Raw genomic sequence first — 21,439 nt, forward strand, 5'->3', positions numbered from 1 at the left:
AATTTACTATTAGTAAATAAAATTTACAAATAGTAAATATTATTATAGTGTTAATGTTAGAAGCAAGGCCTATACGGAATCCCCAAAACACAAAGAGGGACGGTCCACTAAAAGCCAAAAAAACAAGCACACTTTACAATGCCAACCCTCGGATATAGAGGACGGGTTCATCGAAGTCCCAAAAAATTTTACCTGGACTGAAAAATTCTATCTTCCCCACCTTTCTTTTGGTACTTTTAAAATTAAGACTCCTTGATTGCATTTATTGGCAATTTCGTATATTTTTATAAAGGGCGTGGTATGAACACATTTCTATAATGTTATTTTTACGCAAAACGCATCAAGTCAGAATTTGATGCATTTTTAGCTTTATGCCCAAACTTGATTTAAAAATGGAAGAAAGGCTATCCTAGCGATGCCTTCTAAAGGGGCTTATCTATTGGAATAAAATTTGGATTTTACTTAAATTTAATATGAACCGTACTGGCTTTCTTAAGAATATTTTTGGTTTAGGCCTTCTTTCGGTCTTGGGCTGTCAAATAGACAGCAAAAAAGCAAAATCCTCTACTCCTTTGGGGGATACCGAATCACTGGAAGAACAAAAAGCCATTGCAGTGCTCCGAGAAGAGCTGAAGACCGCCTGGCTCCGATCCGAAATCATGACGATGACCAATGTCAGTCAGATGCCATCCGATTTTTTCACTTTTAAGTATGCCGATGAAGCAATGACTTTTGCAGAACAATGGCGGCACTGTATTGTCTATACCTGTGGACAGCTGGCTGGACGAGCTGGCCTCAAAAACCCCTATGAAAACATAAAGCTTCCCGTACAGATGACCAAAGACCATCTTACTAAAGAGCTTAAAAAAATGTACGCTTTTGTACGGCAATCCATTGAGGTGCTTTCCGACCAAAAGCTGCTCTCCGATTGCAATTTTGCCGGTGATACAATACCCATCTGGCGCTTATATTATGCCATGGAAAATCACATTATCCATCATCGGGGACAATGTGTGGTATACCTACGCCTAAAGGGTATAATCCCCAAAGGATTCTATGGATGGTAATGAACAGACCGGTTGGTTGCGTTCCACGGAATTTTGGAAGGGGATATAGATTTTGTTAGATTGATAACCTTAAAATAAATATTTAAACACTTTAATTATGCTTCAAAGAAAATTCGATGAAATAGTAAAGTCCCACTTTCCGAACGCCATGGATGCCAAGGATACCTCCATTCATTACCTTGGAAAAATGCAAATTGAACACAAAATCGACATCTCTAAAGTATTGATGGCCACCTCTGTGTGTTCCGACGATATCAATGTTCCTTCCACAACCTTCTTCAATGTATTGTTCGGTCCATTTATTATGGGAGGATTGGGAGGGCTGCCTTTCGCAGGACAAACCGGTATGACGGCCTTCGCCCATCATATTCCGGATGAAGGTAGTGCATTTATCTTTTATGGGCCCCATATAGGGATTACGTTGGAAGGGGATTTGGGCAAGATGTACAGACCACGCCAAGAGCAGACCGGAAACTCCTGTGGTGCCTTAATGTTGGCTTTAAGCCGATTACAGGACGGGAGCTATAAACCGGTATTGAACGAAGATGACTATCAACAAATGAAGCTCGAGGAAAGCCTATTGCCCTATAGGGAGCAAATATTGGGCAGCGAAAACCTCGAGAAAGGAATTACGGAAGCAACGTATGACATTATCGATAAAAAGATTCATGATCATATAAAATCATGCAAGGGTGAGTTCCATGTGGATAAAGTGACGCTGTTGGGTGGCATCATCATCAACACGGACTACGGTTTGGATGATTACTTTGATGCCAAAAACTTTGAAGTCATTGATGTCAAAAGCCTCTGATATGGATCAATGAATTTCTGTGTTATGCGGTTCATTTTGTATGTGGGACAATAGGGCTGGCCTTTGATAGGCGACAAATACCAAAATAATTTGACAGGTATTCAATGTTATATGCCCAGATTTGATTGGTAGGGACTATTTTGGTTTAAATTGAACCGAATAAGTTAAATTCCAAATAAATTGATTCGCTAACGGGAAAATTCATGGATGTCCCCCAGAGATAAATGAGTACATCAAATTCTAAAGACCGATCTTTTTTTAATCGTATACCACATGCAGTAACCCTCTTGTTTGGCATAATCGTTCTTGTGACCCTATTGACCTATGTGATACCCGCCGGGACCTACGAGCGGGTTTTAATCGATGGCCGAAGTACGGTGGTTCCCAATTCATACAAGACCATTTCTCCCACCCCCATCGGATTCTTGGATATGTTCAAGGCCATACCTTTAGGCTTTAAGACCGCAGTAGAAATTATTTTTGTTGTCTTTGCAGGGGGCATTATGTTTGGTTTTATGGAGAAATCAAAGGCCATTGAGAATGCCGTTGGTACACTTGTGAAAAATTTAGGCCTTGGACACAAGCACCATATTATTGTTATAATGACATTTATATATGGTTTACTTGGTATTGCCGTAGGTTATGAAAACAATATTGCCATGGTTCCCATAGCGGCAGTGTTAAGTCTGGCATTGGGGGGCGATTTAATTTTGGCTACGGGTATTTCGGTCGGAGCCATGACCATAGGTTTTGGGTTATCACCAATTAATCCTTACACTGTAGGTACCGGCCACAAAATTGCCGAGTTGCCTTTGTTTTCAGGAGCCTTACTTCGCAGTGTGCTCTGTTTTATGGGATTGTGTATTATGGCTTTGTATAATGTGAAGTACTTCAAAAAGATTTCTTTAAATCCGGAAAAGAGTTTAGGTAGAGGTCTTGACATAAGCGAATTGACCTTGTCAAGACCACTTCAAGAATATCGAATGAGCGGAAACAATTGGATGGTCATTTCCTTATTTATTGCTGGTCTTGTGGCCATTGTATATGGGGTCTTCAACTTGAATTGGTACATTAATGAGCTTTCGGCGGTATTCTTGGTCATTGCACTTCTTTGTGGCTTAGTCTCTAAAATGAGTGCTACAAACATGAGCGAAACCACATTAAAGGCAGTTGCTTTGGCTGCACCCGGGGCCTTTATGGTAGGCTTTGCAACATCCATTAAGGTTCTTATGGAAATGGGAAACATTGGGGATACGATTTCTCATCAACTCTCCATCTGGTTACAGGATTTACCCCTGTACGCCTCCGCCATTTGTATGTCGATTTCCCAGGGCATCATCAACTTTTTTATCCCATCGGGAAGTGGACAGGCATTGGCCACCTTACCTGTTATGCTTCCGCTAGGTGAATCCCTTGGTCTTACCAGGCAAATTACCATTCTGGCATTTCAGATAGGTGATGGACTATCCAACCTTGTAAACCCTACCTTAGGTGGGCTTATTGCTATGCTCAGTATGTGTCGTGTCCCTATTGATCGATGGATTCGCTTTATATTTCCCGTTTTAATCAGCGTACTCTTTGTTGCCTTTTTGGCCTTGATTTTTGCCGTCGCAATACATTATAGCTAATATGACCGTTACAAACATTCTTGGAAAACTCGTTTCCTTTCCTGTACTGGGAGGTGAGAGCAATTTAAGCATCATTCATTGGATAAAGGAATACCTAGAATCTTATGGTGTTGATGTAAATTTGTTGCCCAATGAAAAAGGGGATAAGGCTTCATTGCATTGTAGAATTGGACCTAGTATCGATGGCGGCGTTATTCTTTCCGGGCACACGGATGTAGTACCCGTTGAAGGTCAGGAATGGACTACCGATCCCTTTGAGCTCACGGATAAAGGTGACGGAAAACTTTATGCCAGGGGGGCTTGCGATATGAAAGGATTTGTGGCCTGCTGTTTGGCCGTGTTGCCGCAAATGGTTAAGGCTAGCTTAAAAAAGCCGATATATTTTGCTTTTTCATATGACGAGGAGATAGGCTGCTTGGCCGGACCTGAATTGGCTAGAGCAATCAAGACACATTATGAGGAAACCCCAAAATATGCCATTATCGGAGAACCCTCCTTAATGGAACCCATTGTTGGACAAAAGGGCATTTACATCCTCGAGACCTACGTCAATGGCTCTGCAGGGCATAGCAGCCGCATAAAACAAGAGGTAAGTGCCATTCACGAATCAATGCGGTTAATCCTTTGGCTTGAAAATAAAATGAATCGATTGATCGCCGACCAACGATTGGATGAACGTTTTCATCCACCCTACTCAACTATTCATATTGGCAGGGTCGAAGGAGGAATCGCGCCAAATGTAATTGCCGATAAAGCTCATTTTTATTGGGATTTACGAACCATTCCTATGGACGATATCGTAGCCATTGTCCATGAATTTGAGGCCTATTGTGCCGAACGGGAAGAGAAATTACGGAATATCTTTTCCGATTTTTCAATAAAAACCATTGAAAATCATCCCCCCGTACCCCATTTGGATACCAAAGACGACAATGATGTAGTAGATCTGATCAAAAGAATAACCGGGAATTCAAAATTGAATACCGTGGCCTATGCCGCTGAAGCCGGTCAGTTTGCCAATGAAGGCTTTCATACCGCAATTTGTGGGCCGGGTTCAATTGTACAAGCGCATAGAGCTGATGAATTTATCGCCCATGAACAACTGGAAAAGGGGATGGAAATGTTGGGAAAACTTATTCAAGAATTATCTTCCGACCAGTTTAGTTAAGTATGCGGTAATTTAAAGTCCTCCAGAGGCACTAGCCAACGCTTCCCTTGATTCATTTAATATTGTACATTTAACCAAATTCAACCATTTAAGCCGGAATACATGTTTAAGACTTCGCAAAGCTATCCTATTCTTTTCCTTTTGATACTCCTAATAAGTGGCTGTAAGGAAAAATCCGCTTCGACGGACCCAAAAATGGAGGAAATGAAATTGACACAAAAAGCGCTTGAAATTCATAAGCGTGTGCTCACCTTAGATACCCACTCGGATACCCCTTTACGTATGATCGAGCCAGGTTTTGACATGGCGGAAAGACATGATCCGAGGGAAACAGGTTCAAAGGTTGATTATCCACGGATGATCGAGGGCGATTTGGACGCTATCTTTTTTGCCGCCTTCGTTTCACAGGATATCCGAGATGACGACGGCAACACCCGAGCTAAAGACTTATGTCTTCAAATGATAGATTCAATCGTGGCTTCTACCCAAAAAAATTCAAACATCGTTGGCCTGGCCCTTAACCCTGAAGATGCCTACACTATGGAAAAGGCCGGTAAGCGTGCCATCTATATCGGTATCGAAAATGGTTATCCGATCGGGGAGGATCTTTCCAATGTTGAACTTTATTTTGATAGGGGTGTGCGCTATATCACATTGGTCCATTCAGCAAACAATGATCTGGCAGATTCGGCCACTGATCCCAATGGCCCAGAGCATGGTGGTATCAGTGCTTTTGGAAGCGCGGTAGTCCAGGAGATGAATCGCCTAGGTATTATGGTAGATGTTTCCCATGGTAACGATAGCGTATTTTACGATGCAATTTCCATGTCCAAGGCACCGATTATTGCCAGCCACTCCAACGCCCGGTCCATAACCGATCACCAACGTAATATGACCGATGAGATGTTGGGGCTAATGGCGAAAAATGGAGGCGTGGTACAACTTACTATGTTGGCCAATTATCTGCGGGAAGCCCCGCCGAACAAAAAATTGGACTCGGCCTTAGCAACACTCCGTGGCAATATGAAACCTATAGAAGACATGACCTTGGAAGAACGAAACGCAATGCGACGATCCACCCAGGAACTCAATGAGCGGTACCCTGACCCGCCGGCAACAGTAAAACATGTGGCCGATCACATTGATCACATCGTTAAGGTGGCCGGGATCGATCATGTCGGAATTGGTTGTGATTTCGACGGAGGCGGAGGAATCGAAGGGGTTTTTGATGTAAGTGAAGTAATGAACATTACCATTGAATTGGTAAGACGTGGATACACCGAAGAAGAGATTCGAAAAATCTGGGGAGGAAATTTAATTCGTGTCTTCAAAGAAGTCCAAGCGGTTGCTAAACGGATACAGTCCGAAGAAAAGTCCTAAATTTTAAGGCAGTGTTGAAATGGCTATGTGTGGTATTCACCCTGGGACTGTCCACATCAATTGTGGACCATCCTTTAAGGTTGTCCTTATGTGAGATAGAGTATACTTCCAATAAACAAATTTTAAGTATCAACCTAAAACTGTTCTTAACGGATGTCAACGAAGCTATCGTCTTTGATCCCTACAGCAAGGAACTTGCCTTTTGTCAACCCAATGAATCGGCTCAAGCGAATAAAATGCTAATGGACTATGTAAATCGGTTTTTCTATGTTAAGGCGAACAGAAAAAAGGTAGACCTGAAAATAAAAAGTAAAAGATTAAGCGGTGAGGGAGAGAACACGGCCTTGTGGGTTTACTTTGAGCATCAACAACCACTGCCTTTAACATCCTTGGAAATTAAAAATGCCGTTTTTACGGATTTGTTCTTTGATCAAAATAATATCGTCTACGTCCATGTCAACGGAAAATCCAAAAGTTTGATGCTCAATAAAAAAACATCCGTCCACCAACTGAAATTCTGATATGCATCCTTTTGAATTTTACTTAAAGCTGGGTTTTGAACATATTTCAAACCTGGCCGGCTATGATCATATCCTCTTCCTTGTAGTGCTCTGTGCTGTCTACAGAATCCAGCAATGGAAAAACATTCTCATTTTGGTAACCGCTTTTACCATAGGTCATAGCGTTACCCTGGCCCTTGTATCCTTGGAAATTATTACAATACCTTCCAATATCATCAAATTTCTTATTCCGGCCACCATATTCGTTACCGCCCTCTACAATGTAATTGGTACAAATTTTACTGAAAAGTCCTCAAGAATGGGTCGAAACTATAGTATGGCCTTATTCTTTGGGTTCGTGCATGGCATGGATTTTTCCAACTATTTCAGAGCACTGATAATGGACCCTTCCGACATTGTGGTACCCTTATTGGGCTTCAATCTGGGAATTGAACTTGGGCAGCTATTGGTTGTATTTTTTATTGTAGGTGTCGCCTTTCTCTTTCTCAATGTCATTGGAGTAAAACATCGTGATTGGAATGTCTTTATTTCAGGGGCCGCTGCAGGAATGTCTTTAATATCCATGTTGGACAATAAATTTTGGTAAACACTTTTTTATGATAAAAAACATGGCAATGCTGATTAAGCATTCATTTGTGGATTTTCCTTGTTAAAAACCAAACAGTGCCATAAGGTTGCCCCAAAATAAATCTATGGGTTTCGGATATGATCCATATATCGGAACATTACCCTTGAGAAAGGCAACTACTGAACAATATTATGCTTTAGGACCTCGTAAAACACTACGCTCGCAAGAAACGTCAAAAGAATACCAAGAGAAAAAATATTTCAATTATCCCTATCCATAAAGTTTTTGGCCCAAGTGTGCCGAGCCCAGCCGCCTAGAGGTGCTAGCAGCTCATATAGCTCTTTGCCATGTGGGGTAAGGGTATATCCATCCAATGTTCTTTCTATCAGATAGGATTCTCGAAGTTCCTTTAGACGCTTGTTCAAAGTAGTTGGTGAAATGTATTCGCAATACTCCTGAAGTCTTCTAAATGTACTTGGGCCCTGGTAAAGATGCCAGATTATGCCCATGGCCCAATTACGGCCCAGTAAATCCAACAAGGCCATAATGGGCTGCCCAGTTTTAGAACCCCTTACGGGTTTGCCAGGAGTTGGTATTTTCATAATTACTACATATTTTGTAGCGAACGTACGAAAAAAGAAGTAGCTTATCAATCTTAAAACCTCTTCATTTCAAAAAAGTCGCTTGGGATTAGGATCCTTGACAACAATCTATGTCCATGGTGCCATGGTCCATACATTAGGTTGTAGCCAGTTTTTTAGTGTAATTCTCGATTAGCTCTCTACAATATTTCTCCTTATTTTTCTTAATCTGTTCTAACTCTTCATAATCCCCAATGGTAGGGTTTAGGGTTCTTATGTTTTCGTGACTCCATAGTGCCAGTTCAATGATTACCGGGGTCAACGCTATTCCTTTTGCTGTAAGATGGTAGTAATTTGTCTTCCTATTATCCGGTTTCTGGGATTTTGAGATAATTGCCAATCCTTCCAAGAATTTGAGTTTTGCCGAAAGGATATTTGTTGCTATCCCTTCTTTACTTTCCGTAAAATCCTTAAATGTTTCCGCATCTTCAAAGAGCATCTGCTTAACAATGACCAAAGCCCATTTATCTCCTAAAATATCTATGGCCGATGTTATGGCGCAACTACAACGGAAGGTCGGTTCCATATTTGATTTTTTCTCTTGCATACAACGATTAAGCTTAAAATAACTTGCATTGTGCAAGTAATATTTATATTTTTACTTGCAAATTAAAAGTAATAATCATATTTCTAAAATCCAACAAAATGACATCCAATGAACAATCATTCAATGAATATGAAGCCATTGAGCAGGCATTGAAGTCTTACATTGCATCGGCCAAAACAGGTGACGCAAGTGGTTACAGGCAAGACTGGTACGACCACACCCGTGTGGTTGGCTGTCTTGATGGGCGGTTTTATAATATCACCAGGGATGAAACCATAAAATTTGCGGAGCAATTAGGTGGATCACATGATGTTAAAAGCCGTATTGCTTACATAGATTATCAGGGGAACGCAGCAGTTGTAAGGCTTGAGTCCTTGAACTGGGGTGGTGTTCGATATACCGATTTTTTTATCCTAAGCAAAGCTGAAGGTGAATGGAAGGTCAGTGGCAAGGTATTTGACGCCCATGATAGAAATTAAATAATCGAATCCAGAAAATACCGGCCTTCGTACGGGGTAGGCGGTGGTTATTCATTCAAATTTTCACTCCATGTTGACATAGATAATCGTTGATTGCCATTTTCATCCAATAGGCCCGTATCACGCCATAATTGACCCAAGTTTTTTAAATCATCAGGAAATGTCTCCCAAAGTTCATCGAAGTCGCGATGTGCCCACCAAATGATAAACTCATAATTATGTTCCTGGGCATTCAAAAGTAAGGTTTGCAGATAGTCATTTTGCCCGGTTTCATCTCCGTTAATGGATAGGTTAAAATCTGGAACCACTAAATTTTCCGCAATATGACCACTTTCAACAAATGCAATAGGCCTATTGATGTTTTGATGTAGAAAGTCAAAAGTTTCCTGAAATTCGGATTTTGAATGCTGGTTTTTGAGGAATGGGTAAAAACTAATTGCTGCAAAATCCATTTGATTTATATAGCCGGTTATCTCATTGATGTAATTTGTTGGGTCGGCAACATCCGGTTCGTACAGGTTGTGGAGCGATATGGATTCCGAAATCGGTAAATTTGGGTACAGTTCCTTAATTCTCGATTTTACATTTTGAATCAGGATTTTATAGGAACCCCATTTGCTTTCAGCCCGTAGTCTAAATTCATTGACCTCAATAGCAATTACCAAAAAATCCGGTGCAAGTCGATCAACTAAATAGTTGATGTGTTCAAAATAGGCCTCTTCAATTTCAATATCAGCCAAGTCTGTATATGACGGTATTGTTCCATCGAAATCTTCGGCAATCTCATCTCTATTTGAATTGAAAAGACCAACGGAAAGCAATAGTTGATTGCTTTCTATTTTCTTATTTACCCTACCCGATATTTCATTCGTGAATTCCAAGGGTAAAGGTGAGTCGTTCATCCAAGCCTTCCAGGGAATTTTGTTATCAATATGTTCAGCGTAAATATCAGAATTGCTTTCAATAAAGGAATAGGTGTCATCCACATCCTTTTGATCCGGGCCAAAACTCCAAGTAGTAAATCCCATTTTAAAATTTCGGCTTATGGATTGAGAAGAATCATCATCCTTACTACAACTTAGCAAAGAAATGGAGATAGTCACCAGAACTATATAAAACCTGTGCAACATATTTGTTTTTGTGCTAGTCATTGCAAACCAGTGGGTATATGACGAATTTTACGTATCCCCAATCTTAACGATTAAAATGGGATACTATTTTAGTCCAGACCAAGATATTCTCATAAGGATGCCTGATCCAATTTTGTAAGTATGGTGAAGGTTTGAAGGATTGATTTTAAAAAATCCTCATTTTACAGAACCGGAACTTATAGGGCTTTTCCCTTTTAGGCCCCTTCTTGTCTTCTTTTACGTGTTGGAAACCCAAAATCAGCCGTAAATTTGTTAAATAATAAATGATTGAATAGTTATATAGATGCCTAAATAAAATGAATATAAAACAGTATAGCACCGAGAAGTTCAGAAAGCAATTCACCTATGCAGATGAATCTTTGGATCAACTTTTTAGGGACGACTATGTATTCTATTTCTGTATCGAGGTCGAAAAGGTCATTCCATTTGCCAAAACACCTATCCCACCTGTAAAGGAACAAAGTCATTCTATAATTTACATTGCCGGTGGTGTATTTGAAATCACAAAAGGAAATAAGCATTTTGTTATCAAAAAGGGTGAGGGTATTGCGATTCCAGCCGGTGAGGTGTTTTCCATCGATTCCATTTCCAAGGATCTGAAAGGATACAGTCTTCACTTTTTGCCCGAGTTGTTAATGAGCGGGGAAAGTGTTGTTGAGCTATTGCCCAAGTTCGATTTTCTTGTTCCCTATTCCAACGTAATCTTTCGCCCTAGGCCCAACGATTCATCATTGGAATACTTGTTGAAGCGGGTAAATGGGATTTATACCCGATCCGGCTATGAAAAGCGGACACTGGTCCAATCCTACATACTCACTATCTTAGCCGAGTGCGATAATTGTAAGAGTAACGCGCCGGTCGGTACCGCTCAATATCAACTCATCACCAATAAATTCAAAAGCCTCTTGTTTAATCATTTTAAGATTGAACGAAGAACCACTTTCTATTCGGGCAAACTGGGTATCACACCAAATCATTTGAACAAAGTACTAAAAGAGACTACCGGAAAATCCACCAGCGAATGGATAAATGAGGCCATCATTTTAGAATCAAAATTCTTGTTGTCCCAAACAACGATGCGGATCAGTGAAGTAGCGTTTGCTGTGGGCGTCGAAGACCCATCTTATTTTACCAGGCTTTTTAAAAAGTCAGAGCATCTTACCCCAATCGACTATAGGGATAAAATGATTGAAAAATCCTAGCAATAGTATTTGTTGTCCTATACGATTTTTTAATTACAGCGATAGTTTTGTGCTGAGTTCTAAATATTAGGCCCATGAGCATTTTACTCTGGATATGTCAAGGACTTTTGGCGCTGCTATTCGTCCTTATAGGTGTTATGAAAATAGCATTGCCCATTCCAAAATTATCAGAAAACATGAAGTGGGTATTGGATTTCCCTTCCTTGGCCGTAAGAGGTATTGGCACGTTGGAAATAATTCTCGGAATTGCCATTTTATTACCTCGATTTATGGGTACTGTCCCGATTTCAATTTCTGTTTACGCCGGTTACGGCATTGCGGCCATAATGATAGGCGCTATCATAACCCATGCCGCCCGTGGCGAATATCCCTTTATTGCAATGAACGTGATTGTATTGGCTATGGCACTTGTTGTAAGTTTTTATATAATCAAATAATGTATGTATGAATTCCTGTTGAATTTTCATTCAATATTCAGATATGCCGTTATGCTTAGCCTATTGTTTTCCATTGGGGTCGCTTACGACGGATATAGGAATAAAAAGCGGTTTACCAAGTCAGCCGATACATTGAGACATTGGACGGCCACAATTGCGCACATTCAATTGATAGTAGGTTTTATCCTCTATTTTAAAAGTCCGATAATTTCTTTTTTCTATTCAAATTATGAACTAGTATCGGAAAGTTGGAACACCATCTTCTTTGCTGTAGTACATTTTGCCATAATGTTGATCGGGATCGTGATTCTGACCATTGCTTCCGCGATGGCAAAGAGAAAACCTTCAGATGAACTAAAGTTTAAAACAATGCTAGTTTGGTACAGTGTCTCCCTAATATTGATAGTAATCGCGATCCCCTGGCCTTTTTCTCCACTCTCGGAACGTCCACTGATTCGTTATTGATGTGAGGTTGTTGACTACCAAAATAGGACGCTTAAGAGTTATCGGTTTTTTAGAGGGTATTTCCCTCTTACTAATGGTGTTTGTATCCATGCCGCTTAGGGTAATTTATGGAATATCTGAACTGTCACATATCCTAGGTCCTTTACACGGCGGTCTATTTCTGCTGTTTATATTCAACGCCTTAGGTGTAGGTATAGAGTATCGATGGAAGTTTAGAAAAACAACCTGGAAGGTTTTGTTGGCATGTATTGTACCATTCGGAACTTTCTACGTAGACCGCAAGATATTAAAAGCCATGTATAATGAAGAAATATCTTAATAGCGTTGAATTTTATCTATTTAAAACGAATGTTTCCCGACCTTGGGACATCTCCAGAATATCACCATACTTGAACGGAATTGTGGAATATGGTAAGTGGAGTTTTGATTTAGAGGATGATGATAAAGTGTTATGCCTACACTGTACGCCGGAAATCAAGCCTAAAGTTGAACACCTGATGAGAGTAAGGGGTTTTACAGTTGAGGAATTGCACTACTTGGAAAATGAGGTACAGGGTTAAACAACGCAATCAGTTTTTAGTATTTCGGCGATTATTTTTAAAAGGAATTTCCTTATGTTTTACGATAGTCTTACAGGTTTTCCGGTTCTGGCCGATTCGTTAATGGCCTCTACAACAACAATATCTTTCATACCGTCCTCACCGGGAACAAGTACAGGAGTGTCCTTTAAAATGGCCAAGGCATCATCATCCATCTGGCGTGCCTGTTGATTTTCAATGTAGGTATCCAAGAGCATGCCGTCACTGGCCTCGCCCTTTACCCCCCTGTAGGATTGAAAGGGTTGCAGTCTGTACCATCCTTTTTCACAATCGGCCTGTAGAATATTGATACTCCTTGATGCGGTAGTTTGTCCATTGGCCTTGATTCCATTTGAAAAATCAATCTCAAAAATACTCGTTTCCGGTACTTCCTTATAGACCTCCGGTCGGGAATTCTCATGATGCCCCTTTACGGAAATAGGTTCCATTCCCGTGGTATACCGCATGGCGTTTATTGCATAGACCCCAACATCATAGAGCAGACCACCTCCCAACTCGGCATCCATACGCCAATTGTTTGGGGGATTAACAATATTGAAGCCTACTTCGGCCTTTACTTTTTTAATATCGCCGAACGGCTTGGTCCTGGCCCATTGTATGACTTGTTGTGTATTAGGTTCATGTTGCATACGATACCCAATGGATAGCTTTACCTTGTTTTTAGTACAGGCCTCGATAATCGCCAGGCATTCCTTGGCCGTCTTTGCCATCGGTTTTTCGCACCATACGTGCTTTCCCGTATTGGCCGCTTTTATGGCGTATTCCGCATGTAATCCCGTAGGCAATACGATATAGATAACATCGATATCCGGGTTATCCGCAATACTATCCATATTTTGATAATTGTACACATTCTTGTCGGGAATATCATAGCGCTCTTGCCAGACAGGAATTTTTTCGGGACTACCGGTAACAATTCCTGTGAGTAGGCAATGTTCGGTACGTTGTAGGGCGGGAGCCAATATGGTAGAACTATAGTTCCCCAGTCCTACCAGACACACCCCCAATTTTTTCTTTTTAGAATGTAATGTAAAGGCGTAATGCGTTACTATTCCGAGTCCTCCGAGAAACAGTCCCGATTTTTTTAGAAATTCCCTTCTTTTTTGCATGCTTCAAAATTCTTGGATGTTCCCTAAATGTAATCACACGCATGGGAACACCCTCCTCTTTTTACACAACTTTATGACTTTGTCACTCTCTTTTGCATATCAGCGGAATTGAGCGTAGTTTTAAGGGCAACCGCCAAAACTCCGGCCTCATGTCATTGAAACCCGATTTTATCCATAATCTCTCCCTGCCTGCCATAGCGGCCCCAATGTTTTTAATATCAGGACCTGAATTGGTCATCGAGTGTTGCAAAAATGGAATCGTTGGCACCTTTCCGGCACTTAACCAACGAACTAGTGAAGGTTTCGAAGAATGGCTCCTGGAAATAAAATCGGAACTCCAAAAGTTTGAGGAAGAAACGGGTAAGAAGCCCGCTCCCTTTGGCGTGAACCTCATTGTACATCCCACCAATCCTAGATTGGAGGCCGATCTAAAGCTCTGTATAAAGCATCAGGTTCCTTTGGTCATTACGTCATTGGGGGCCGTAAGTCAAGTTGTGGATGCCGTACATAGTTATGGCGGATTGGTTTTCCATGATATCATCAAAAAGCGACACGGGGAAAAGGCCGCCCAAGCCGGAGTTGATGGACTCATATTGGTGGCGGCAGGTGCTGGAGGCCACGCCGGTACTATTAACCCCATGACCTTAGTCGCCGAAATCAAGGCATTTTTTAATGGGCCCGTTGTGCTTTCCGGCTGTATTAGCACAGGGAGGGATATTGCCTCCGCCCTTCAAATGGGAGCGGACTTGGCCTATATGGGTACCCGATTCATCAATGCCGAAGAAAGTAAGGCCCCTGAAGCTTACCAACAAATGATCATAGAGGCAGGTGCCAGTGATGTGGTCTATACTGCAGCCATTTCTGGGGTACATGCCAATTTCCTGGGTGCCAGTTTAAAGGCAGCAGGTTTAAGCGATGCCGATTTGAAGAAGGGTACCAAAATAGATTTTGGAAAGGAATTGGACACCGAGGCCAAGGCCTGGAAAACTATATGGTCCGCAGGGCAAGGTGTGGCCACCATTCATAATTCACTTCCGGTTTCAAAATTGGTAGATATTTTAAAATCCGAGTTTAAATCGGCTATTGAGGAGCACATCAAAGTTTTGGAAATTTATCCCAAATAACTGAATCCGCTTAACGAACTGCATACAAAACTTTACCAACCAGAAAGAAATCAAGAGTGTCAAGCTTCAATGTTGCGGTCACCAATTCCGGAACATATGAAATTGGTAATAATTCTCGAATCTTTAGTATCGGGAAATCTGTTTATGGACATAGCACCACATCCATCTTTCATTGGGCTCTGCTGAAATGATTACCGGATGTTCATGCGAAAGGGCGTGCTTGCTCGCATGCTTGTTGGGCGAACTATCACAGCATAAGGTAACCCCACAGCTCTGGCAGGTGCGTAAATGAACCCAGGTATCACCTGTCTTTACGCATTCCTCGCACTCATAATTGCGCGGTTTCCGAATCGTTTCCACTGCTTGTACATGTTCACATTTCTTAAATCGAAGAGCCATGATTTAAAAATACAACAATCTTCGTAATCCTATTTTCAAGTTTGTATCGATTATGAAAGTTTTAAGTACTTTTAGGTGATATGTTCTTCCGGACCCGTATGGGAAATACGTTTTCACCTCTTAATCCAGACCAAAATGTATATAAAACGAAATATTAGTTGGGGTATAATTCTAAGATATGCTTGGAAAAATGTGATTTTCTTTACCCTATGGGCGGCTCTCATTTTTTCCGCTTACTACTATTTGGGGTGGAAACATCTGGATATCCCCTTTCAACCTTTAACGGTTATAGGAGTTGCCGTGGCCTTCTATATCGGTTTTAAGAACAGCCAAAGCTATGATCGCTTTTGGGAGGCCCGGAAGATTTGGGGAGGTATCGTTAACTATTCACGCACATGGGCCAATAGCGTACTCAGTTTTGTCGAGGATAACCATGAGACCAAACGTATCCTTATTTATAGACATATCGCCTGGATCAATGCCCTACGAATCCAATTGCGACAACCTACAAGTTTCTCCTTAAAAGAGAACAAATCCGTTGAGAAATTATTCAAGCGGCATGGCGAACGAAATCCGGTATGCTCCGTTTTGGATGATTTTTTAAGCCCGGAAGAGGATGAGGAATTGGAAAATCGGAAAAATGTGGCGACCCATCTCATAAAAAATCAGGGGCTACACTTAAAACAGTTACTACAGGAAGGGAAAATCACGGAGTTTGATAAATTGGTCTTTCATAACACCTTGGAAGAACTGTACAATTTGCAAGGAAGATGCGAGCGTATAAAGAATACCCCTTTCCCCAGGCAGTATGCTTATTTCAGCACCTTATTTACCTGGATTTTTGTACTGTTGCTACCCTTTGGCCTTCTTTCCATTTTTGAGGGTGAAATCAAGGAAATACGTACAGATCTGCAACAACAACTTTTTTTGGGTTTTATGATTCCGTTTTCCGTTTTAATCTCGTGGATTTTTAGTACCATGGAAAAGGTAGGCAGTAATAGTGAAGATCCTTTTGAAGGGCGCATCAATGATGTACCCATGACAGCGCTCTGCCGGACCATTGAAATAGACCTGCGGGACATGTTGGACGAAACAGATCTACCTCAAAAAATACAGCCTAAGGATAACATTCTCTATTAATGCCCTTTGTATCGTCCAATTATAATCCACCGCTTTTATTTAAAAGCGGCCATTTTTCCACCGTTTATTCGGGATTGATCCGCAGGGTAAATGGATTAATACAAGAACGTGAACGATTGGAATTGCCGGATGGTGATTTTTTGGATATGGATTGGAGCTATGCCCGCAAGACCTCCAATAGGGTTGTCATCCTTTTACATGGTTTGGAAGGTCATGGCCAAAGACCTTATATCACTGGAAGCGCCAAACATTTTAACCAAAATGGCTATGATGCCTGTGCTGTAAATTTTAGGGGATGCAGCGGGGAGACCAATAAGATGTACCGTTCTTACCACTCCGGGTCTACCGAAGATTTGGATGCCGTAGTGCAATATATTCTGCGTTTGCAAAAGCATTCTGAAATTTACATCAAAGGTGTAAGTCTTGGAGGTAATTTGGCCCTGAAATATATAGGCGAAAGGAGTGAAATCCCAAAAGAGATCAAGGGCGTAATCGGTATTTCCGTACCCTGTGATTTGTACAGCTCCCTAAAAGAATTATTGAAACCGAGGAACTACCTCTATGCCGAACGTTTTAGAAGACATTTAACGGATAAGTTGCGGCTAAAGCTGCCTCTTTTCCCCAACAAGATTTCCAAAGAGGACATTAAAAGAATAAAAACGTTGAAGGATTTTGACGACATTTACACGAGTAAGGCACACGGATTTACCAATGCCCTGGATTATTATGAAAAATGTAGTTGCCTTCAATTCCTGGCCAATATCAAAATCCCGGCATTGATTATCAATGCACGGAACGACTCCTTTTTGGGACCGGAGTGTTTTCCTTATAAAGAAGCCAAGGAAAATCCCAAACTCTATTTAGAGGTTCCAAAATATGGTGGCCATGTCGGTTTTTATAATCGCACAAATATTTATCATAATGAAACAAGAGCAATAAAATTTGTTGAAGAGGTCATTTAAGCCCCGCTATTTCATATATTAGTAGCCCTAAAGTAACAGGTGCCGAAGTGGGTTCGGCTTAAAAATTTGGTCTAAATGAAAAAAGTATTCATGTTTTTGGCCTTGGGAGGCCTTATCGTTGGTTGCGGAGGAAAGGAAAAAAAAGAAGAAAGTGGGGGTTTTGAAATGAAACGCTCCAAAACGGAGGAAAAGGTTGCCGAAAAGTCCGAGGGCGTTCCCGTAGATATGGATAATGATGGCGTGGGTCCTTTTAAGGATATCAGTTTCCCTGATGAGATAGACGCTGAATTGGCGAGTGCCGGAGAAGCCAAATATAGCTCTATTTGTGTCGCCTGCCATATGGCGGAACAACGTATGATCGGTCCTGCCCTAAAAGGTGTCTATGAGAGACGAAGTCCAGCATGGGTCATGAATATGATCATTAATCCAGATGTAATGCTCAAAGAAGATCCCATTGCCAAAGCATTGCTTAAGGAATACAATAACGCTATTATGCTAAATCAAAACCTCACCGAAGATGAAACCCGTGCCGTAGCGGAGTATCTAAGGACATTATAAGGCGTTTCCCAAAAAACTTAATTAATGCTATTAATGCTAAATTTTATTGGATTGCGGCATTTTTTGTTTACCTGTCTAACTGGGCTAGAGCAGATCAACTTACCGGTAGAAAATCGTGGGGATCTTAGTGCTTGACTATCGGTCCTGAAGAACTTGTACTTTCCACAAACCAGTTTTAAGACAACAGAATCTTTTTTTAACAAAATTTTATCATCTTATCCGGGCTGCACGCGTCTTTATAATTGACAGGCCAATTAAAGCAGTTCGTTATGAAAGAGGGTACATCAGTTTTCGATAAGAGAAAAATCGCAGTGGAAAAAAATCAAAGTATACGCAAAGACATTCTGCTTAAATATTGGTTGGGATGGTCTGGCGGCTATTTTAATTCCAAGACTGAAGAAACCTAAATTAGTGATAAGCTTTACGAAATAATTCCCACCGTGGAAATTGACATACGTTTAAAGAAAAAACCTGATACAATTTGGTATCAGGTTTTTATAATTTAAGGAACTTGGAAGGGTTGGTTACACGTTAAAGTTCCAAGTCGATCCAAACCAATTTATGGTCGGAGGCGGTATTTAGCTCATTCTGGGCATCAGCCTCTGTAGGCCAAAACACCCCGGAATCTACAACTTTCAAGTTTGCCGATGGAAGAACATAGTCCACGCGCAAGTTCCCGGGATTCGTGTCCCCAAAATCTGCTGTATCGTAGGCCGGGTCCCCAATGTGGGTATCATTGATCTCCCCTTGTACAATGCTGGCCTCAGTACCTCCTTCACTTGAAGGGATTCTATTTCCAGTAAGTACACTCTGGTTTATTTTAGGATTGCTTTCAAATATGCCGATCGGATCGTTTGTAGCATCCCCATCAAAGGTATCCGCATTCATATCCCCCATTACCACAAAATGTGCACCAGAGGCCAACCCTCCGGTAAATCCGTTATCGTCATAAATGTAATTCTCATCATTAATGTAGTCACTAATGAACCGTATTTCATCATGGTTCCTTGTTCCATTACGGTCTTCGGGTCCATCAAATACGGGCGGGGTGGGGTGCGCAATCAAAGCATGGACAATCTTACTTTCGGTAACTTGAATGGGCATATCCACATGATTTTTGGAGGATAACCGAAATACTTCCAAAGCTTCTTCGGAATAGTATGAACTACTGTCCTCATTTACCGGTACTAGTGCATCTGGCATATCTTTCCACAGGAATTGTTGAAATGTCCGTATACCTTCTTTTTGGATTTTGTATTTGGATAGTATGGCAAATGCAAATTGCCCAGGGAAGAATCCAAATCCATAGGTATCGCCGGGAATTGAAACTTCACCATTACCATCTAAATCCACCTCGGCCAAAACCCCCGTATTGGATGACACGGAATAGGCATATTCGTACGTAACCGCATCCGCACCGTTTTGGCTTATACCCAAATAGTTTTTTTGAAAGAGATCAAGTGCTGTACCATTTGAATCATAATCGAACTCCAACAGGGCAACAACATCTGGGGTCTGCCGCTGAATAACTTCAGCTACCAATTTGGCCTTTGCATTGTTAGGCGTGGATAAATCCGAAATTAATTCTCCTTCGTTGGATCTATTCAAGGAGGCATTGTAAGTGGCAAATCGTACTTTAATATCATCGTCCCCTCCTCCAGGGTGACCTATAAAATCGTCCGTAATACAAGATGAGAGAAGAATCAGGGAAAAAAGGAAAAGAAGTTTTGTTCTGGGAAATGGCTTATGGGTTTTCATGTTGGAAGTAATTTTAATTAAATATTAAATTCTTTTACTTCCTAAATGTAGTAGCCAAGTCTTAAGTGCAAGTGAACCTAGCGTAAAGATATTGCCGTGTTTTTTTTTATGAATGTTAACTTTAGGTTCTTGGATATACCACCAACGGATAATCATAAAAACAAAATATCATGATTATATCGTTCTATAATTCCTGTTTTTTATGTGACTGGTTCCCCTTAATTTTAGACGACTTATTTTTATGTCCGGATGCTGGCACATATTTCCTTTTTTACAAGTCACCTTGTGATTAAAGCCCAAAAAAGTATAGCACGTAAAAGCAAGTAACTCTATATGGCTGTTGCAGGTAAAATAAAACTTCCGTTACTGATATTTTGTACCATGTTGCTACTTGGGTTAAGCTCGTGTAGGGAGGATAGGATATTTTCTGAATACAAAATCGAGGAATTTTCGTTCCAGGGACATCAAGCAAAAATTGTATTCCCCCATTCAAAGGGTGAAAATGGTTTCTGGGTCTGGAGGGCCAGGTTTTGGGGCGTTGAGCCACAAGTAGACAAGGCATTGCTAGAGAAAGGTTTCCATGTTGCTTATATAGATGTGGCCAATTTATTCGGAAATAGTGAAGCGGTTGCTTTATGGAACGATTTCTATGCCTTCATTACCAAAAAATATCATCTGAATCAAAAAGTGGTCCTGGAGGGGTTCAGTAGGGGCGGGTTAATCATTTATAACTGGGCGTCCCAGAACCCGAAAAAAGTAGCATGTGTTTATGCGGATGCCCCCGTTTGCGATATCAAAAGTTGGCCCGGTGGCCTGTATACGGGAAGTGGAAGTCCCAAAGATTGGGAAGTCTGTTTACAGGCCTATGGTTTGGATGAGAACTCGGTTATGGGTTTTAAGGGTAATCCAATACATACCTGTACAAAACTTGCGAAGGCCAAGGTCCCTGTCTTACATGTTTTCGGAGATGCGGACGAGGTAGTTCCCCATTTCGAAAACACGGAACTGTTGGCCAAGAATTTTGAGGAAGTTGGAGGAAAAATTGAATTGATCCAAAAAAATGGTGTGGGTCATCATCCCCATAGTTTGGAGGACCCAGAGCCCATAGTAGACTTCATTTTAAGTCATACTATTCATAAAGCACCGTAAATTTAAAAAGAGGGACCTAAACAATTAAAACATAAACGTATTCATAAGATGGACTTTCATATTGAATTTTTAGATCATGTCGCCATTAGGGTCAAGGATATCAATGCCTCCGCGGATTGGTATGAAAAAGTGCTGGGGCTAAAACGGTACCAGCTTCCGGAATGGGGGCCATTCCCCATTTTTATGCTAGCCCATAAATCCGGTATCGCTTTGTTTCCCGCCAATGAAAACCATAAACCCCTTGATGCGAATTCAAAAAATATTAAAATAGATCATTTTGCCTTTAATGTTACCCAGAATAATTTTGAAAAGGCAAAAAAGAAATACGAGGCGCTGGGGCTGAAATACGAATTTCAAGACCATCACTATTTTTATTCCATCTATACCAAAGATCCCGACGGACACACCGTAGAGCTGACTACCTTGGTAGTGGATGGGAATACATTTTATTCCCATCTCTCCAGTACGGATTAACGAACGGATTTCTGGCAAATCATCCTATTTCCAGGTGTTTTCTTCACAGTTTTACTATCCAAAAAATCTTTTTTGGGAGAGGGTGTCCAGTTTCGTCCTATC

Annotated in this window: 25 protein-coding genes; 19 read left to right on the top strand and 6 right to left on the bottom strand. The window is 41.0% G+C overall.

The genetic code is table 11. The features are described 5' to 3' along the window. Positions 1-473: 473 nt before the first annotated feature. From Q0993_RS11675 to Q0993_RS11705, 7 genes are all read left to right on the top strand, one after another. Complete coding sequence (locus tag Q0993_RS11675; protein ID WP_299533189.1) at positions 474-1,067, top strand: DinB family protein; 594 nt, start codon at positions 474-476, stop codon at positions 1,065-1,067. Between the two features lie 97 nt (positions 1,068-1,164). Further along, a complete protein-coding gene (locus Q0993_RS11680) occupies positions 1,165-1,878 on the top strand; it encodes a hypothetical protein (RefSeq protein WP_299533191.1) in 714 nt (237 codons plus the stop codon). A 224-nt stretch (positions 1,879-2,102) separates the two neighbouring features. Next, complete coding sequence (locus Q0993_RS11685) at positions 2,103-3,506, top strand: TIGR00366 family protein (RefSeq protein ID WP_299533192.1); 1,404 nt, start codon at positions 2,103-2,105, stop codon at positions 3,504-3,506. Between the two features lies 1 nt (position 3,507). Next, positions 3,508-4,674 carry an acetylornithine deacetylase gene (gene argE / locus Q0993_RS11690; RefSeq protein ID WP_299533193.1) on the top strand — a complete coding sequence of 389 codons (1,167 nt, stop codon included), beginning with the start codon at positions 3,508-3,510 and terminating at the stop codon, positions 4,672-4,674. 102 nt (positions 4,675-4,776) lie between these two features. Continuing rightward, complete coding sequence (locus tag Q0993_RS11695) at positions 4,777-6,054, top strand: dipeptidase (RefSeq protein ID WP_299533194.1); 1,278 nt, start codon at positions 4,777-4,779, stop codon at positions 6,052-6,054. 11 nt (positions 6,055-6,065) lie between these two features. Beyond that, positions 6,066-6,575, top strand: a complete 510-nt coding sequence (locus tag Q0993_RS11700; protein ID WP_299533195.1) for a DUF6702 family protein — start codon at positions 6,066-6,068, stop codon at positions 6,573-6,575. A gap of 1 nt (position 6,576) precedes the next feature. Continuing rightward, the gene (locus tag Q0993_RS11705) at positions 6,577-7,161 is read left to right on the top strand and encodes a HupE/UreJ family protein (RefSeq protein WP_299533196.1); all 585 of its coding nucleotides are present in this window, start codon (positions 6,577-6,579) and stop codon (positions 7,159-7,161) included. A 242-nt stretch (positions 7,162-7,403) separates the two neighbouring features. On the opposite strand, the gene Q0993_RS11710 is transcribed toward Q0993_RS11705, so the two are convergent. Together Q0993_RS11710 and Q0993_RS11715 are read right to left on the bottom strand one after the other, a co-directional pair. Further along, positions 7,404-7,745: a helix-turn-helix domain-containing protein gene (locus Q0993_RS11710; RefSeq protein WP_299533197.1), complete on the bottom strand. Its 342-nt coding sequence runs from the start codon at positions 7,743-7,745 to the stop codon at positions 7,404-7,406. Between the two features lie 136 nt (positions 7,746-7,881). After that, entirely contained in the window at positions 7,882-8,310 is a 429-nt protein-coding gene (locus tag Q0993_RS11715; RefSeq protein WP_299533198.1) for a helix-turn-helix domain-containing protein, read from the bottom strand. 119 nt (positions 8,311-8,429) lie between these two features. Here Q0993_RS11715 and Q0993_RS11720 point away from each other — a divergent pair, with 119 nt between their 5' ends. Next, positions 8,430-8,810 carry a nuclear transport factor 2 family protein gene (locus Q0993_RS11720; RefSeq protein ID WP_299533199.1) on the top strand — a complete coding sequence of 127 codons (381 nt, stop codon included), beginning with the start codon at positions 8,430-8,432 and terminating at the stop codon, positions 8,808-8,810. A 47-nt stretch (positions 8,811-8,857) separates the two neighbouring features. Here the strand turns inward: Q0993_RS11720 and Q0993_RS11725 are convergent, their stop codons facing one another. Further along, entirely contained in the window at positions 8,858-9,838 is a 981-nt protein-coding gene (locus Q0993_RS11725) for a hypothetical protein (RefSeq protein ID WP_299533201.1), read from the bottom strand. Positions 9,839-10,257: 419 nt separating this feature from the next. On the opposite strand from Q0993_RS11725, the gene Q0993_RS11730 reads away from it, so the two are divergent. From Q0993_RS11730 to Q0993_RS11750, 5 genes are all read left to right on the top strand, one after another. After that, positions 10,258-11,163 carry an AraC family transcriptional regulator gene (locus Q0993_RS11730; RefSeq protein WP_299533203.1) on the top strand — a complete coding sequence of 302 codons (906 nt, stop codon included), beginning with the start codon at positions 10,258-10,260 and terminating at the stop codon, positions 11,161-11,163. 74 nt (positions 11,164-11,237) lie between these two features. Next, positions 11,238-11,600 carry a DoxX family protein gene (locus Q0993_RS11735; protein WP_299533205.1) on the top strand — a complete coding sequence of 121 codons (363 nt, stop codon included), beginning with the start codon at positions 11,238-11,240 and terminating at the stop codon, positions 11,598-11,600. 51 nt (positions 11,601-11,651) lie between these two features. Further along, entirely contained in the window at positions 11,652-12,065 is a 414-nt protein-coding gene (locus tag Q0993_RS11740) for a hypothetical protein (RefSeq protein ID WP_299533206.1), read from the top strand. Between the two features lies 1 nt (position 12,066). Further along, complete coding sequence (locus Q0993_RS11745) at positions 12,067-12,384, top strand: DUF3817 domain-containing protein (RefSeq protein WP_299533208.1); 318 nt, start codon at positions 12,067-12,069, stop codon at positions 12,382-12,384. Continuing rightward, on the top strand, positions 12,368-12,625 hold the full coding sequence (locus Q0993_RS11750; RefSeq protein ID WP_299533210.1) for a hypothetical protein: 258 nt from the start codon (positions 12,368-12,370) through the stop codon (positions 12,623-12,625). The genes Q0993_RS11745 and Q0993_RS11750 overlap by 17 nt, the downstream gene beginning before the upstream one ends. Before the next feature lie 59 nt (positions 12,626-12,684). Here Q0993_RS11750 and Q0993_RS11755 read toward each other — a convergent pair whose 3' ends face one another. Beyond that, positions 12,685-13,773 carry a Gfo/Idh/MocA family oxidoreductase gene (locus tag Q0993_RS11755; protein ID WP_299533212.1) on the bottom strand — a complete coding sequence of 363 codons (1,089 nt, stop codon included), beginning with the start codon at positions 13,771-13,773 and terminating at the stop codon, positions 12,685-12,687. A gap of 149 nt (positions 13,774-13,922) precedes the next feature. Between Q0993_RS11755 and Q0993_RS11760 the strand changes: the two genes are divergently transcribed. Beyond that, positions 13,923-14,897, top strand: a complete 975-nt coding sequence (locus Q0993_RS11760) for a nitronate monooxygenase family protein (protein WP_299533213.1) — start codon at positions 13,923-13,925, stop codon at positions 14,895-14,897. Between the two features lie 123 nt (positions 14,898-15,020). Here the strand turns inward: Q0993_RS11760 and Q0993_RS11765 are convergent, their stop codons facing one another. Next, complete coding sequence (locus Q0993_RS11765; protein WP_299533214.1) at positions 15,021-15,296, bottom strand: UBP-type zinc finger domain-containing protein; 276 nt, start codon at positions 15,294-15,296, stop codon at positions 15,021-15,023. A gap of 135 nt (positions 15,297-15,431) precedes the next feature. On the opposite strand from Q0993_RS11765, the gene Q0993_RS11770 reads away from it, so the two are divergent. From Q0993_RS11770 to Q0993_RS11780, 3 genes are all read left to right on the top strand, one after another. Further along, the gene (locus Q0993_RS11770; RefSeq protein WP_299533215.1) at positions 15,432-16,436 is read left to right on the top strand and encodes a bestrophin family protein; all 1,005 of its coding nucleotides are present in this window, start codon (positions 15,432-15,434) and stop codon (positions 16,434-16,436) included. Next, positions 16,436-17,398, top strand: coding sequence for an alpha/beta fold hydrolase (locus tag Q0993_RS11775; protein WP_299533216.1), 963 nt, complete (start codon positions 16,436-16,438; stop codon positions 17,396-17,398). Before Q0993_RS11770 ends, Q0993_RS11775 begins: the two co-directional genes overlap by 1 nt. A 75-nt stretch (positions 17,399-17,473) precedes the next feature. Next, positions 17,474-17,956 (top strand): cytochrome c, encoded by a 483-nt coding sequence (locus Q0993_RS11780; protein WP_299533217.1) that lies wholly within the window; start codon positions 17,474-17,476, stop codon positions 17,954-17,956. A 531-nt stretch (positions 17,957-18,487) separates the two neighbouring features. Here Q0993_RS11780 and Q0993_RS11785 read toward each other — a convergent pair. Next, a complete protein-coding gene (locus Q0993_RS11785; protein WP_299533218.1) occupies positions 18,488-19,714 on the bottom strand; it encodes an endonuclease/exonuclease/phosphatase family protein in 1,227 nt (408 codons plus the stop codon). 381 nt (positions 19,715-20,095) lie between these two features. Between Q0993_RS11785 and Q0993_RS11790 the strand changes: the two genes are divergently transcribed. Continuing rightward, a complete protein-coding gene (locus tag Q0993_RS11790; protein ID WP_299533219.1) occupies positions 20,096-20,863 on the top strand; it encodes an alpha/beta hydrolase in 768 nt (255 codons plus the stop codon). Between the two features lie 48 nt (positions 20,864-20,911). Continuing rightward, positions 20,912-21,337 (top strand): VOC family protein, encoded by a 426-nt coding sequence (locus tag Q0993_RS11795; protein ID WP_299533221.1) that lies wholly within the window; start codon positions 20,912-20,914, stop codon positions 21,335-21,337. Positions 21,338-21,439 lie beyond the last annotated feature (102 nt).

The sequence above is a fragment of the Ulvibacterium sp. genome, assembly GCF_028285715.1.
GTDB lineage: Bacteria > Bacteroidota > Bacteroidia > Flavobacteriales > Flavobacteriaceae > Ulvibacterium.

Excerpts from the sequence above, each read along its gene's own strand:
- Q0993_RS11675 (WP_299533189.1), top strand. The coding sequence starts at position 474 with ATGAACCGTACTGGCTTTCTTAAGAATATTTTTGGTTTAGGCCTTCTT.
- Q0993_RS11680 (WP_299533191.1), top strand. The coding sequence starts at position 1,165 with ATGCTTCAAAGAAAATTCGATGAAATAGTAAAGTCCCACTTTCCGAAC.
- Q0993_RS11685 (WP_299533192.1), top strand. The coding sequence starts at position 2,103 with ATGAGTACATCAAATTCTAAAGACCGATCTTTTTTTAATCGTATACCA.
- argE (WP_299533193.1), top strand. The coding sequence starts at position 3,508 with ATGACCGTTACAAACATTCTTGGAAAACTCGTTTCCTTTCCTGTACTG.
- Q0993_RS11695 (WP_299533194.1), top strand. The coding sequence starts at position 4,777 with ATGTTTAAGACTTCGCAAAGCTATCCTATTCTTTTCCTTTTGATACTC.
- Q0993_RS11705 (WP_299533196.1), top strand. The coding sequence starts at position 6,577 with ATGCATCCTTTTGAATTTTACTTAAAGCTGGGTTTTGAACATATTTCA.
- Q0993_RS11710 (WP_299533197.1), bottom strand. The coding sequence starts at position 7,745 with ATGAAAATACCAACTCCTGGCAAACCCGTAAGGGGTTCTAAAACTGGG.
- Q0993_RS11715 (WP_299533198.1), bottom strand. The coding sequence starts at position 8,310 with ATGGAACCGACCTTCCGTTGTAGTTGCGCCATAACATCGGCCATAGAT.
- Q0993_RS11720 (WP_299533199.1), top strand. The coding sequence starts at position 8,430 with ATGACATCCAATGAACAATCATTCAATGAATATGAAGCCATTGAGCAG.
- Q0993_RS11725 (WP_299533201.1), bottom strand. The coding sequence starts at position 9,838 with ATGGGATTTACTACTTGGAGTTTTGGCCCGGATCAAAAGGATGTGGAT.
- Q0993_RS11730 (WP_299533203.1), top strand. The coding sequence starts at position 10,258 with ATGAATATAAAACAGTATAGCACCGAGAAGTTCAGAAAGCAATTCACC.
- Q0993_RS11735 (WP_299533205.1), top strand. The coding sequence starts at position 11,238 with ATGAGCATTTTACTCTGGATATGTCAAGGACTTTTGGCGCTGCTATTC.
- Q0993_RS11740 (WP_299533206.1), top strand. The coding sequence starts at position 11,652 with ATGCTTAGCCTATTGTTTTCCATTGGGGTCGCTTACGACGGATATAGG.
- Q0993_RS11750 (WP_299533210.1), top strand. The coding sequence starts at position 12,368 with ATGAAGAAATATCTTAATAGCGTTGAATTTTATCTATTTAAAACGAAT.
- Q0993_RS11755 (WP_299533212.1), bottom strand. The coding sequence starts at position 13,773 with ATGCAAAAAAGAAGGGAATTTCTAAAAAAATCGGGACTGTTTCTCGGA.
- Q0993_RS11760 (WP_299533213.1), top strand. The coding sequence starts at position 13,923 with ATGTCATTGAAACCCGATTTTATCCATAATCTCTCCCTGCCTGCCATA.
- Q0993_RS11765 (WP_299533214.1), bottom strand. The coding sequence starts at position 15,296 with ATGGCTCTTCGATTTAAGAAATGTGAACATGTACAAGCAGTGGAAACG.
- Q0993_RS11770 (WP_299533215.1), top strand. The coding sequence starts at position 15,432 with ATGTATATAAAACGAAATATTAGTTGGGGTATAATTCTAAGATATGCT.
- Q0993_RS11775 (WP_299533216.1), top strand. The coding sequence starts at position 16,436 with ATGCCCTTTGTATCGTCCAATTATAATCCACCGCTTTTATTTAAAAGC.
- Q0993_RS11780 (WP_299533217.1), top strand. The coding sequence starts at position 17,474 with ATGAAAAAAGTATTCATGTTTTTGGCCTTGGGAGGCCTTATCGTTGGT.
- Q0993_RS11785 (WP_299533218.1), bottom strand. The coding sequence starts at position 19,714 with ATGAAAACCCATAAGCCATTTCCCAGAACAAAACTTCTTTTCCTTTTT.
- Q0993_RS11790 (WP_299533219.1), top strand. The coding sequence starts at position 20,096 with ATGTTGCTACTTGGGTTAAGCTCGTGTAGGGAGGATAGGATATTTTCT.
- Q0993_RS11795 (WP_299533221.1), top strand. The coding sequence starts at position 20,912 with ATGGACTTTCATATTGAATTTTTAGATCATGTCGCCATTAGGGTCAAG.